Annotated in this window: 14 protein-coding genes; 9 read left to right on the forward strand and 5 right to left on the reverse strand. The window is 70.8% G+C overall.

Translation table 11 applies throughout. From position 1 onward, the window contains the following. Positions 1-252 precede the first annotated feature (252 nt). Positions 253-456: a PLDc N-terminal domain-containing protein gene (locus ACFZB3_RS29925; protein WP_391380673.1), complete on the reverse strand. Its 204-nt coding sequence runs from the start codon at positions 454-456 to the stop codon at positions 253-255. A 264-nt stretch (positions 457-720) separates the two neighbouring features. Between ACFZB3_RS29925 and ACFZB3_RS29930 the strand changes: the two genes are divergently transcribed. The 4 genes from ACFZB3_RS29930 (at position 721) to ACFZB3_RS29945 (ending at position 3,664) form a co-directional block, all read left to right on the forward strand. Then, on the forward strand, positions 721-897 hold the full coding sequence (locus tag ACFZB3_RS29930) for a hypothetical protein (protein ID WP_294006505.1): 177 nt from the start codon (positions 721-723) through the stop codon (positions 895-897). A 17-nt stretch (positions 898-914) separates the two neighbouring features. Next, positions 915-1,208 (forward strand): Dabb family protein, encoded by a 294-nt coding sequence (locus tag ACFZB3_RS29935; protein ID WP_391380675.1) that lies wholly within the window; start codon positions 915-917, stop codon positions 1,206-1,208. A 190-nt stretch (positions 1,209-1,398) separates the two neighbouring features. Then, positions 1,399-2,328, forward strand: a complete 930-nt coding sequence (locus ACFZB3_RS29940; RefSeq protein WP_391380677.1) for a SigB/SigF/SigG family RNA polymerase sigma factor — start codon at positions 1,399-1,401, stop codon at positions 2,326-2,328. Between the two features lie 409 nt (positions 2,329-2,737). After that, complete coding sequence (locus ACFZB3_RS29945) at positions 2,738-3,664, forward strand: SigB/SigF/SigG family RNA polymerase sigma factor (RefSeq protein WP_391380679.1); 927 nt, start codon at positions 2,738-2,740, stop codon at positions 3,662-3,664. A 289-nt stretch (positions 3,665-3,953) separates the two neighbouring features. On the opposite strand, the gene ACFZB3_RS29950 is transcribed toward ACFZB3_RS29945, so the two are convergent. After that, positions 3,954-4,337 (reverse strand): hypothetical protein, encoded by a 384-nt coding sequence (locus ACFZB3_RS29950; protein ID WP_391380681.1) that lies wholly within the window; start codon positions 4,335-4,337, stop codon positions 3,954-3,956. Between ACFZB3_RS29950 and ACFZB3_RS29955 the strand changes: the two genes are divergently transcribed. Next, positions 4,318-4,560 (forward strand): hypothetical protein, encoded by a 243-nt coding sequence (locus ACFZB3_RS29955; protein ID WP_391380683.1) that lies wholly within the window; start codon positions 4,318-4,320, stop codon positions 4,558-4,560. The two genes, ACFZB3_RS29950 and ACFZB3_RS29955, sit on opposite strands and share 20 nt — an antisense overlap. 150 nt (positions 4,561-4,710) lie before the next feature. On the opposite strand, the gene ACFZB3_RS29960 is transcribed toward ACFZB3_RS29955, so the two are convergent. Beyond that, entirely contained in the window at positions 4,711-4,917 is a 207-nt protein-coding gene (locus ACFZB3_RS29960; protein ID WP_391380686.1) for a hypothetical protein, read from the reverse strand. Positions 4,918-5,122: 205 nt separating this feature from the next. Here ACFZB3_RS29960 and ACFZB3_RS29965 point away from each other — a divergent pair, with 205 nt between their 5' ends. From ACFZB3_RS29965 to ACFZB3_RS29980, 4 genes are all read left to right on the forward strand, one after another. Beyond that, positions 5,123-5,707: a MarR family transcriptional regulator gene (locus ACFZB3_RS29965; protein ID WP_391380688.1), complete on the forward strand. Its 585-nt coding sequence runs from the start codon at positions 5,123-5,125 to the stop codon at positions 5,705-5,707. A gap of 20 nt (positions 5,708-5,727) precedes the next feature. Beyond that, entirely contained in the window at positions 5,728-8,295 is a 2,568-nt protein-coding gene (locus ACFZB3_RS29970; protein WP_391380691.1) for a DHA2 family efflux MFS transporter permease subunit, read from the forward strand. Positions 8,296-8,425: 130 nt separating this feature from the next. Continuing rightward, the gene (locus ACFZB3_RS29975; protein ID WP_391380693.1) at positions 8,426-9,247 is read left to right on the forward strand and encodes a YceI family protein; all 822 of its coding nucleotides are present in this window, start codon (positions 8,426-8,428) and stop codon (positions 9,245-9,247) included. A gap of 54 nt (positions 9,248-9,301) precedes the next feature. Continuing rightward, the gene (locus ACFZB3_RS29980) at positions 9,302-9,775 is read left to right on the forward strand and encodes a PPOX class F420-dependent oxidoreductase (protein ID WP_351485599.1); all 474 of its coding nucleotides are present in this window, start codon (positions 9,302-9,304) and stop codon (positions 9,773-9,775) included. A gap of 120 nt (positions 9,776-9,895) precedes the next feature. Here the strand turns inward: ACFZB3_RS29980 and ACFZB3_RS29985 are convergent, their stop codons facing one another. Next, positions 9,896-10,627: a TetR/AcrR family transcriptional regulator C-terminal domain-containing protein gene (locus ACFZB3_RS29985; RefSeq protein ID WP_391380696.1), complete on the reverse strand. Its 732-nt coding sequence runs from the start codon at positions 10,625-10,627 to the stop codon at positions 9,896-9,898. Positions 10,628-10,785: 158 nt separating this feature from the next. Further along, positions 10,786-12,168: an MFS transporter gene (locus tag ACFZB3_RS29990; RefSeq protein ID WP_391380698.1), complete on the reverse strand. Its 1,383-nt coding sequence runs from the start codon at positions 12,166-12,168 to the stop codon at positions 10,786-10,788. Positions 12,169-12,178 lie beyond the last annotated feature (10 nt).

Consider the following 12,178-nt stretch of genomic DNA (forward strand, 5'->3'; position numbering starts at 1 on the left):
TCAGAACCAGTGAAGTCAGAATGATCAAGAGATCGCAGAGTGGCTCACTTTTCATCCGCCGTCCGTGGCCCTCGTTTCACCCGTTGTCGAGACGGGGTGCCCGACCAGGCGGGACTCCCAGGTGCCACCCGGCCTTCGTCCCGTCCGGCACCTGTTCCCCCGCGACACCGAACCCGGCCGGCCCTGGCGGCCGCTGCTCGAAAGCGAGTGACCCGCAAGCCACCGAGGGCCCGGGTCCGTCCGCCGCCGGCGTCAGACCAGCGGCTCGGGGCGCTTGCCCGCGTAGTTCCAGACCAGGGCGCCGAAGACCGGGGCGTGGAGCAGGAACAGCAGCCAGAGCCACTTCGGGACGTACCTGACCCGCTCCGCCGGTGTGCGGACGCAGTCGAGCAGTGCCGCCACGACGATCACGATCAGCAGGGTGACGAGCCCGAAGGCCATCGTCGTCATCAGCATCTGTGCTCTCCCTCTCGACTCCGGTTGACCCGGGTTCGCCTCGGTTGCCTCGCCCCTTCATCGGAGCGGGCCCCGCGATCGGTTCACGCGACCGGTGCGCGCTTCGGGGATTCGGGGATTCGAGGAGTCCGGGATTCGGAGATCGGGAGATTCGGAGAAAAAAATCCGGCACGCATCGCGCCGTTGGTCATACAAAACGATCGGAGGGTTACACTCGCGCCCGGCAACCGGGGGAACCCGGGGGAGTGACAGGGGAGAGGCCAGGTGGCGGTGAACGCCAAGAAGATCGCCGTCTACGTACTCGTGATCTTCGCGCTCTACGTGATCATCACGGACCCGCCCAGGGCGGCAGACTGGGTCCAGATAGTCTTTCAGGGCATATCGGACGCCGCAAAGGCCGTCGGTGACTTCTTCACCTGGCTGGCCAACGGGGCGAAGTAGACGCACCGGGAGTACTCATGATCCGCCACCTGGTCCTCTTCAAGCTCAACGAGGGCGTCGGGCGCGACGATCCGCGGGCCGTCGCGGGTGCCCAGGCCTTCTCCGCCCTCCGCGACCAGATCGAGGAGCTGCGCTTCTGGGAGTGCGGCTGGAACATCACCGACCGCCCCATCGCCTACGACTTCGCCATCAACTCCGCGGTCGAGGACCGGGACGCGCTCAAGCGGTACCTGGAGCACCCGGCCCACCAGGCGGCCGCGGCGCAGTGGCGGGAGTTCGGCACCTGGGTGATCGCCGACTACGAGTTCTGAGCCGCACGGCGGCTTCCGGATCCCGAGCCCCTCGCCTGCCGGGCGGGGGGCTTTGCTGCGCCTTATGCCTCAACTTGCCAGTATTAATACCCAACACGACGTTACCAGGTGCTTGCACACAGTGCACATGTCTTGTGATGCTATGACCGCTTTTGACGGATGATTGACCGATGAAGAGGTGGCGTTGACCGTGTCGGCCAGTTCTGCGCCGCCCCAGGAAGAGGCGCCCGCCCCGATCCAGACCCCCGTCCAGACCCCCGTCCAGACCCCCGTCCAGAACCCCGCTCAGACCCTCCCTCAGCCCCCCGCTGCCCCCGTCGCCCCCGCCCAAGCCGCCGCCCCCGCCCCGGAGAAGCGGCGGGGTGCCGACACCCGGGCGCTGACCCAGGTGCTCTTCGGCCAGCTGAAGGACCTCAAGCCGGGCACGCCGGAGCACAACCGGGTGCGCGCGGCGCTCATCGAGGCGAACCTCCCGCTCGTGCGCTACGCGGCCGCCCGCTTCCGCTCCCGCAACGAGCCGATGGAGGACGTCGTCCAGGTCGGCACCATCGGTCTCATCAACGCCATCGACCGCTTCGACCCGGACCGGGGCGTGCAGTTCCCGACCTTCGCGATGCCGACCGTCGTCGGCGAGATCAAGCGCTACTTCCGGGACAACGTGCGCACCGTGCACGTACCGCGCCGGCTGCACGAGCTGTGGGTCCAGGTGAACAGCGCGACCGAGGACCTGACCACCGCCTTCGGCCGCTCCCCCTCCACCTCCGAGATCGCCGAGCGGCTGCGGATCAGCGAGGAGGAGGTGCTCTCCTGCATCGAGGCCGGCCGGTCGTACCACGCGACCTCCCTGGAGGCCGCGCAGGAGGGCGACGGACTGCCGGGCCTCCTCGACCGCATCGGCTACGAGGACCCGGCCCTGGACGGCGTGGAACACCGCGACCTGGTCCGTCACCTGCTTGTCCAACTCCCCGAGCGGGAGCAGCGGATCCTCCTGCTGCGCTACTACAGCAACCTCACCCAGTCCCAGATCAGCGCGGAGCTAGGCGTCTCCCAGATGCACGTCTCGCGCCTCCTGGCCCGCAGCTTCCAGCGCCTGCGCTCGGCCAACCGCATCGAGGCCTGACCGAGGCCCTGACCGAGGCCCAGCCGAGGTCCGGCCTAGGTCCGGCCTAGGTCCGGACCGGGTCCGGCCGAGCGCCGGGGACCGCCCTCCAGGGGCCCGTTACCGGTCCGAGACCCGCCCTCGGCGACTTGGCGAGACCGTAACCGCAAACAGGATCGAGCCATCACCAGCGCGAGCGAATCGCTCACCAGCGCACTTCCCGACAGTTGAGGGTCGAAAATGCGTCAGACCCCCTTCTTCCAGGGCGGATTCACGTCTCGCATGTCGACATGTCACTACAGCGTGTTGCCGACATGTGACATTCTGCGGGAAGCGCGTTTGCCGGGGCTCCGGCTCCGGTATTCAGGTGAAGGCATCGTTCCTAGCAGGGAACGCCGCCGCGACCGTCCCGCGACCCAAAGGGGGTGGCATGTCCGCAGACCAGGGCAGCTCGAAGGTGCTCACGCCCACGAAGAGCGAGGCAGCGCCCAAGGAGCTCGACGCCATCGACGTGCTCGACAGCATCGAAGGCACCATCGAAGGCGCCCCGGCGCTGGAGGCCCCTCCGACCCCGGAAGTCCCGGCGGTCTCGGAGAACCTCGACACCCGCACCCTGTCCCGCTCCCTGTTCCTGCGCCTTGCCGCACTCGAAGAGGACAGCCCCGAGCGTGCCTACGTCCGGGACACCCTGATCGAACTCAACCTCCCCCTCGTGCGCTACGCGGCGGCCCGCTTCCGCAGCCGCAACGAGCCGATGGAGGACATCGTCCAGGTCGGCACCATCGGCCTGATCAAGGCGATCGACCGCTTCGACTGCGAACGGGGCGTGGAGTTCCCCACGTTCGCGATGCCGACCGTGGTCGGCGAGATCAAGCGGTTCTTCCGCGACACCTCCTGGTCGGTCCGCGTCCCGCGCCGCCTCCAGGAGCTGCGCCTGGCCCTCACCAAGGCCAGCGACGAGCTCTCCCAGAAGCTGGACCGTTCGCCGACGGTGACGGAGCTGGCGGCCGTCCTGGGCGTCTCCGAGGAGGACGTGGTCGACGGCCTCGCCGTGGGCAACGCGTACACCGCCTCCTCCCTCGACTCCCCGGCTCCCGAGGACGACGGCGGCGAGGGTTCCCTGGCCGACCGCCTCGGCTACGAGGACACGGCCCTGGAGGGCGTCGAGTACCGCGAGTCGCTCAAGCCGCTCCTCGCCAAGCTCCCCCCGCGCGAGCGCCGGATCATCATGCTCCGCTTCTTCGCGAACATGACCCAGTCCCAGATCGGCGAGGAGGTCGGCATCTCCCAGATGCACGTCTCCCGCCTGCTGACCCGCACCCTGGCCCAGCTCCGCGAGGGCCTGATCTCGGACTGAAGTCGCGCCTACGGGTTCCTTACTGACGGAGTGTCAGCCACACTGGCGCGATGCCTCTCCGCAGGACGCAGACCCGTAGGACGCAGATCCGTCGGACGCAGATCCGCAGGACACCGACCCTCAGGACACCGGGCGGCCGCGGGGCCGACGCCCCCGCGGCACCGGCGGCCGGTCCCGTGCGTCCACGCCGGGCGCCGGGCGGCCGCTGGGGCACCGTCACGGCGGCCTCGGCGGTCGCCGTCTGCCTGGCCTCGGCGCTCACGGCGTGCGCGGGCGGCGGCAACGGCGGCTATACGGCGGTGGGTGCCGCGGGCGGCACACCGAGCGCTTCGGCACGGCCGACGGGGTCGGTGACGCTCGTCCCGCTGGACGGGGCGAAGGGGACGGAGGGGACGGGCAGTCCGACGGTTCCGGCGGACGGGCCGACCCCGGCCGGCACCGTTACCACCACGACGGCCACGGCCACCTCGCCTTCCCTCACGGCAAGTTCACCCAGCCCCTCTTCCCGCAGCGGCGGCACCCGGCCACCGCGCAGCGGTCCGACGGCATCGAACTCACCGCGCCCCGGCGCCTCTTCGGCCTCCCCCTCGCCCGCCGCCCTCACCTGGAGCGCCCCCACCCGCGAGGCCACGGACCGGCGCTGGTGCGAGAAGGTGACCGTCGCCTTCGCCAACTCCGGCGGCACCGCGGTCCGTTCCGGCACGGTCACGCTCGGCACGCACATCATCGATCTGCTGGGCATCGACTGGTCGACGGTCACGTCGACGGAGCCCCTGCCGGCCCCGGTCGGCCCCGGCTCCCACGTCAGCAGGACCTGGACGGTCTGCGTGGACGACTGGCGGGTGCCGCTCGGCATGCACGTGGAGACCCGGGTCGCGACCGTCGACTGGAGCTGAGCACGACGAAAGCCCGGGGCGCTCGACCCCGGGTTCCCTTCATCGGCCCGCCAGACCCGCGGCCCGCCAGACCCTCGGCCCGTCGTACCGCCGTACCGTCGGCCGTCGGCCGTCGGCGTGACCGCCGTACCGGTCGGCGCGGCCGCCGTCCTACATGAACGCGAGCCAGGCCACCGCCGCCACCACGACCACCACGGCGACGACGCCGAGGATCAGGCCGAGGCGCGGGCCGGAGGAGGAGGAATAGGTGGTCGCCGTCTGCTGAGGAGTCTGCGGGGCCTCGTCGACGAACGCGCGGAACATCTGGGTGCTGCCGGCGGGGTCGTAGTTGCCCTGGGGGCCCTGGGTGTTAGCCATGGCCCGAGACACTAGCGAATCCGTGGGTCCGGCCCAAGTGGGGGGCCTCCCGTGCACCCAGCTCGCCCCACCTGCATGTTTACGTTCGCAATACTTGTCTTTGCCAAGTTTTTATACCCACCCCCGCCGATTTATTTGCCTGTGGCAACCAAGCAGTTCTATGGTTGCCCCAAGCAACGAATACGGTCGTGAGGAGGTGTGCGGGATGGCGAAGCAGGCGCAGTTCGAGGAGCTGGCGCGTCAGCTCAGCGCCGTCGGAGCCGTGAAGCGGGACCTGGGCCGCATTCTGCCGCCCGAGTGCCCGACCGGCTCGGCCGCGGTACTGACGCTGCTCGGCCGCCACGGCTCCATGCGCATGAGCAAGCTCGCCGAGCTGCTCGCCGTGGACATGTCCGTGACCAGCCGGCACGTGGCGCACGTCGCCGAGCGCGGCTGGATCGAGCGCTCCGCCGACCCGGCGGACAAGCGCTCCCGCATCCTGCGCCTCACCCCCGCGGGCGAGGCGACCCTCGTGGACCTGTCCCGGCGCAGCACCGAGCTGCTCGCCGAGCGGCTGGGCGACTGGAGCGACGAGGAGGTCGACCAGCTGATCCGGCTGATGACCCGGCTCCGGGACAGCTTCGGCGACTGCCGGGCCACGGCCCCGCATCCCCGGCCCGCCGTCGGCACGGCGCCCGCCCCGGGCGCCCCGAAGGCCACGGCAGAGGCCGGGGACAAGGCCACGGTCGCCTCCGCCGCCCGCGCCCCCACGGCCGTACTCGAACCGACGACCACCCGTACACCCGCATAAGACGTAAGAAAAGGAAGCCCATGGCAACGACCACACCAGCCGGTGTGCGGGCTCACGCCAAGCACGGGGGAGGCGGCGCCGTCAGCCCCGCCGAGCAGGCCCCGATGTCCCACCGGCAGATCATGGAGGCCATCTCCGGCCTGCTGCTCGGCATGTTCGTGGCGATCCTGTCGTCCACGATCGTCACCAACGCCCTACCGCACATCATCGGCGACCTCGGTGGCGGCCAGTCCGCCTACACCTGGGTCGTCACCGCCTCGCTGCTGGCGATGACGGCCACCACCCCGCTGTGGGGCAAGCTCTCCGACCTGTACAGCAAGAAGGCGCTCGTCCAGATAGCCCTGGTCATATACGTCACGGGCTCCGTCATCGCCGGTCTGTCGCAGAACCCCGGCATGCTGATCGCCTGCCGTGTCGTCCAGGGCGTCGGCGTCGGCGGTCTGTCGGCGCTCGCCCAGATCGTCATGGCCGCGATGATCTCGCCGCGGGAGCGCGGCCGTTACTCCGGCTACCTGGGCGCGACCTTCGCCGTCGCCACCGTCGGCGGCCCGCTGCTCGGCGGTGTCATCACCGACACCTCGTGGCTGGGCTGGCGCTGGTGCTTCTACGTCGGCGTCCCCTTCGCCGTCATCGCGCTGATCGTGCTGCAGAAGACCCTGCACCTGCCGGTCGTGAAGCGGGACGTCAAGGTCGACTGGGCGGGCGCGTTCTTCGTCGCCGCCGCCGTGTCGCTGCTGCTGGTCTGGGTCACCTTCGCCGGTGACAAGTACGACTGGGTCTCCTGGCAGACGTTCGTGATGATCGGCGGTTCGGTCGTCCTCGGCCTGATCTTCGTCCTGGTCGAGTCGAAGGCCAAGGAACCGATCATCCCGCTGCGGCTGTTCCGCAACCGCACCATCACCCTGGCCTCGCTGGCCTCCCTGTTCGTCGGTGTCGCGATGTTCACCGGCACGGTGTTCTTCAGCCAGTACTTCCAGCTGGCCCGCGACAAGTCCCCGACGATGTCCGGCGTGCTGACGATCCCGATGATCGGCGGTCTGTTCGTCTCGTCCACCGTCTCGGGCCAGTTCATCACCCGCACCGGCCGCTGGAAGGCCTGGCTGGTCAGCGGCGGCGTGCTGGTGACGGCCGGTCTGGGCCTGCTCGGCACCATCCGGTACGACACGGCGTACTGGAAGATGGCGATCTTCATGGCGCTGATGGGTCTCGGCATCGGCATGATGATGCAGAACCTGGTGCTGTGCACGCAGAACCAGGTCGACCCGTCCGACCTCGGCTCGGCCAGCTCCACGGTCACCTTCTTCCGGTCCCTCGGCGGTGCGGTCGGCGTCTCGGCGCTGGGCGCGGTGATGGCCAACCGGATCACGCACTACATCACGGACGGCATCGCCTCCCTCTCCCCCAAGTACCAGGCCGCCCTGGCCGGTTCCAGCTCGTCCACCGACAGCATCCCGGACCTGGGCAAGTACCCGGCCCCGGTGCGCACCCTCGTGGAGAGCGCCTACGGCCACGCCATCGCCGACGTCTTCCTGATCGCCGGCGGCCTCGCGGCCCTCGCCTTCCTGATCAGCCTGTTCATCAAGGAGGTCCCGCTGCGGACCAAGGGCGGGCTGGCCCAGGCCGCCGACGCGGAGAACGCGGCAAGCCCGGAGACCGTGCCGGCCGCCGTCGCCGCGCCGGTCGCGGCTCCCGTCGAGGAGCAGCAGCTCCCGAGCTGGGCCGCCCCGGTCGTGAGCAGCACCACGGAGGCCGCGGCCGCGCCGGAGACCGCCGGGCGGTTCACCGCGGTGGCCACCATCGCCGGTCCCGAGCAGTCGGCCGGCTCCGGCTCCACCCCGGTGCACGGCTACGTGCGCGGTGCCGAGAGCGCCCCGGTCGCACAGGCCGCGGTCACCCTGATCTCGCTGTCCGGCCGCCAGCTGGGCCGCGCGGTCGCGGGCTTCGACGGTTCCTACCGGCTGGACGCGCCCGGTGCGGGCTCGTACGTGCTGATCGCCTCCGCCGACGGCTACCAGCCGCAGGCCGCCACGGTCGTGGTGGGCGAGGAGCCGGTGCTGTATGACATTTTGCTGAGCGGCACCAGCGGCCTGAGCGGCGTCGTCCGCGGCGCCGGCAGCGCGCTCCCGGTCAAGGACGCGATGGTCATCGTCACCGACGTGCGCGGCGACCTGCTGGCCACCGCGGCCACCGGTGAGCAGGGCGACTTCCGCTTCGGCGAACTGGTTCCGGGCGTCGTCACGGTCGCGGTGAACGCGGCCGGGTACCGGCCCCGCGCCCTGCCGGTCGAGATCGGCACCGCCGGGGTCACCCGGATCGAGGTCGACCTGGACGCCGGCGCCCAGCTCCAGGGTGTCGTACGGGCCCCGCACGGCCCGCTGGCCGACGCCCGCGTGACCCTCGTGGACGCGGCGGGCAACGTGGTCGGCACGTCCACCACCGGCCTGGACGGCGCATACGCCTTCGCCGACCTGGACGGCGGTGACTACACCGTCATCGCGACCGGGTACCCGCCGGTCGCCACGGCCCTGAACGTCACCGGCACCGGTGTCGACGGCCACGACATCGAACTCTCCCACCCGGGCGAGTAGTTCGCACTCCGGCCCGTGGCGGGCGCGCCCACAAGGAGGCGCCCGCCGCGGGCCGGTCCCATAAGGCCAATTTGTAATCGTCTGACCGTCTGACCACATGACAGTCCGAGTGTTCGCAGGGAGAAACGGGATGGGACTGACCGCGAGGATCCGCACCCGGGACGGATGGGCCGTGTCGCACGCGGTCGTCACGGTGACCGACATGACCGGCAGCCAGGTGCTGCGCGCCGAGGCCGACGACGAGGGCACGGTGCGCGACCCGAACCCGCTCGCGCCGGGGGCCTACACCGTCATCGTCACGGCCCTGGGCTACGCGCCCGCCGCCTCCAGCGCCATCGTCACCGCGAGCGGTCGCGCCGAGGTCGGCACGGTGACGCTGGCCCGGGTGGGCGGCACCGAGCTGCCCCCGCCGGGCCCGTGGACGGTGGACCCCGCGCACTCCACCGTGGGCGCGGTCGCCCAGCACCTGGGCATCTCCAGCGTCCGCGGCCGGTTCACGGACTTCGGCGCGGGGATCGAGATCGCCCCCGACGACGTCACCAAGTCCCGCGTCCACGCGGTCATCCGCGCCGCCTCCATCGACACCGGCAACGGCATGCGCGACACCCACCTGCGCTCGGCCGACTTCCTCGACGTCGAACGCCACCCCGAGATCACCTTCGTCTCGACGGGCCTGACGGCGGCCGGCTCCGACCGCTGGACGGTGCACGGCGAACTCTCGCTGCACGGTGTCGTACGACCGGTCGACCTCGACCTCGCCTACCTCGGCACCGGCGCCGACCCGTGGGGCGGCACCCGCGCCGCGTTCCGCGCGACGACCGAGCTGCACCGCGAGGACTTCGCCATGAACTACAACCAGGTGGTGCAGGCGGGCATCGCCGCCATCGGCACCACCCTCAAGATCGAGCTGGAGATCCAGGCGGTCCAGGGCGAGTCACTGCCCCAGGCGTGAACATGAGCCCCGCAGGGACAGGCTGAGCGGGTCCGGCGGCCCTAGGCTGACGCCATGGCACCGAACATCGCGACGAACACCGCCGTCTCCCTCGACGAACTGCTGGACTTCGTACGACCCCGCCACCGCGCGATCCTGCTCACCCGGCGCGCCGACGGCAGCCCCCAGGGGTCGCCGCTGACCTGCGGGGTCGACGACTCCGGGCGCATCGTCGTCTCCACGTACCCCGAGCGGGCGAAGACGCGGAACGCGAAGCGGGACGAGCGGGTGAGCCTGCTCGTCCTGAGCGACGACTGGAACGGGCCGTGGGTGCAGGTGGACGGCCGCGCCGAGGTGATCGACTCCCCCGAATCGGTGGAGCCGCTGGTGGAGTACTACCGGAACATCGCCGGGGAGCACCCGGACTGGGACGAGTACCGGGCGGCGATGGTGAAGCAGGGCAAGTCGATCATCCGGGTGACGCCGGAGAAGTGGGGGCCGGTGGCGACCGGGGGGTTTCCTGCGCGGCTGGCTTCGCCGGACGCCTAGTGGGGTGGGCCGATCGCCCAATGGGGTGGGGGCGTGGTGAGTGCGCGACTGCGGGTTGTGTGTCGCTGGTCGCGCAGTTCCTCCCCCAGCCTTCGGCCGGGGGTACCCCCGGCGCCCCTTTCAGGGGTGCTGCACCATGGCCTCGATTCCGGCGATCAGCAGGTCCAGTGCGAAGGTGAAGTCCCTGTCCAGCATCTCGGCGACGGTGTCTCCGCCCCTTGCCGCCATGAGGTCCCTCGACTCCTCGATGATCCTCGCCGTGTCCGGGACCTCCGTCACGGCGTCCATCGCGGAGTTGAAGTAGTCGTCGGGGGTCATGCCGGCCGCCGCCACCCGTGCCGCGAAGTGGCCCTCGATCGTGCCGTAGCCGTAGACGAACTGGAAGACGGCCGAGATCGCGCCGGTCACGCCGTGGGCGGGCAGGCCGGCGCGGCGGACCACCTGCTGGACCACCCGGGAGAAGGCGAGCGAGTGGGGGCCGATGTTGAGGTAGCGGCCGGCCAGCGGGGAGAGCCAGGGGTGGCGGACCAGCAGGGCGCGGTACTCCGTGGCCAGCGCCCGCAGCTGCTCGCGCCAGCCGCCGACGGCGGCGTCGGGCAGGGTCAGCTCGCCGAAGGCCGCGTCCAGGGCGAGTTCGAGCAGGTCGTCCTTGGTGTCGACGTACCAGTACACGGACATGGCGGTCACGTTGAGCTCGGCCGCCAGCCGCCGCATGGAGAACTTGTCGAGCCCGTCGGAGTCGAGGAGCCGGACCGTGACGGAGGTGATCCGGGCCCGGTCGAGACCGGACGGCTGACCACTGCGACCGCCGCGGCGGTCCTTTGCCTCAAGCCACACGCTGGCCCGCGCCATGAGCGACACCCTCCTCCACGATCACTCTCAAGATGCTAAGACCGCAACACCCCGTTTATTGGGGCGCTGGGGGTGCCCCCGGCCGAAGGCTGGGGGAGGAACTGCGCGATCAGCCACGAACCACCCGCACTCGCCGACGCACCCGCACCCCCTCCCCACTAGGCGACATTCTTCTCTGCCTTCCTGAGAAGCGCCGCCGCCACGAACCCCCCGGCGACGACAGCGACCGCCCCCACCAGCTGCCCCGCCCCCAGCCCCGCCGACAGCGACTTCCCCGACGCCACCCAGGAGCTGAGCACCGCGCCCAGCACGGCGACCCCCAGCCCGTTGCCGAACTCGGCCAGCGTGCCGTTGATCCCGGCGCCCACCCCGGCCTTCTCCGGAGGAATCGCGCCCATGACGGCGTGCGCCATCGCCGGGTTGGCGATCGCGCACCCCGCCCCGATCAGCAGCAGCCCGAGCAGCGTGCCGCCGTAACCGCTCGCGTCCAGTACGGCGATGGACACCAGGCCCAGTGACATCAGCAGCATGCCGAGGGCGATCGCGGCCGGCGTCCCGAGCCGCTTCGCCCACCTGGCCGACAGGCCGCTGAAGTTGAGGGCCACGACCGTCAGCGCGAGCGGTGCCGTCCGCAGTCCCGCCTCCAACGCGCCGTAGCCGAGGACGAGTTGCAGGTGCTGGGTGAGCAGGAACAGCGCGCCGCCCATGCCGAAGGTGATGAGGACCGCGCCGGCGACGGCACCCGTGAACCGGCGGTCCCGGAAGAAGTGCGGGTCCAGCATGGGGTACGGGATCCGGCTCTCCCAGTACCCGAAGAGGCCGAGCGCCAGCGCCGCCACCGCGGCCGGGCCCAGCACCCGCGCCGACGTCCAGCCGTGCTGCGGGCCGGAGATGATCGCGAAGACCAGCGCGGCCATGCCGATCGTGGAGAGCAGCGCGCCGAGCAGGTCGGGGCGGTCGCCCTGCGGGTTCCTGGACTCGGGGACGAGGGCGACGACGGCCGCCAGGGCCAGCGCCGCCACCGGGAGGTTGACCAGGAAGATCGCTCCCCACCAGAAGTGGTTGAGCATGAAGCCGCCGACCAGCGGGCCGGCGGCGAAGCCCAGCGCGTTGACCGCGCTCCAGATGCCGATGGCCCTGGGCTGCTCGTCCGGGGTGAAGATCTGCATCGCCACGGCGAGCGTGGTCGTGAGGAGGAGTGCGCCTCCCACGCCCATGCCGGCCCGTGCCGCGACCAGCTGGCCGGTGGAGCCCGCCAGGCCCGCGGCCAGCGAACCCGCGCCGAACAGGACCAGGCCCGCGATCAGCATCTTCTTCCGGCCGTAGCGGTCGGCGGCGCTGCCCGCGGTGAGCAGCAGGCCTGACTGGACGAGCGAGTACGCGTTGATCATCCACTGGATGTCGGAGGTGGCCGCGTGCAGTTCCCGGGTCAGGGAGGGGATGGCCACGTTGAGGACGGTGTTGTCGAGCAGCACGGTCAGCTGCGCGAGACAGATGACACCGAGGATCAGCCAGCGCTGGGGGTGGCCCTGAGAAGTCATGTTGTACACC

Origin of the sequence: Streptomyces sp. NPDC008092, assembly GCF_042957285.1 — a bacterium.
Lineage (GTDB): Bacteria > Actinomycetota > Actinomycetes > Streptomycetales > Streptomycetaceae > Streptomyces.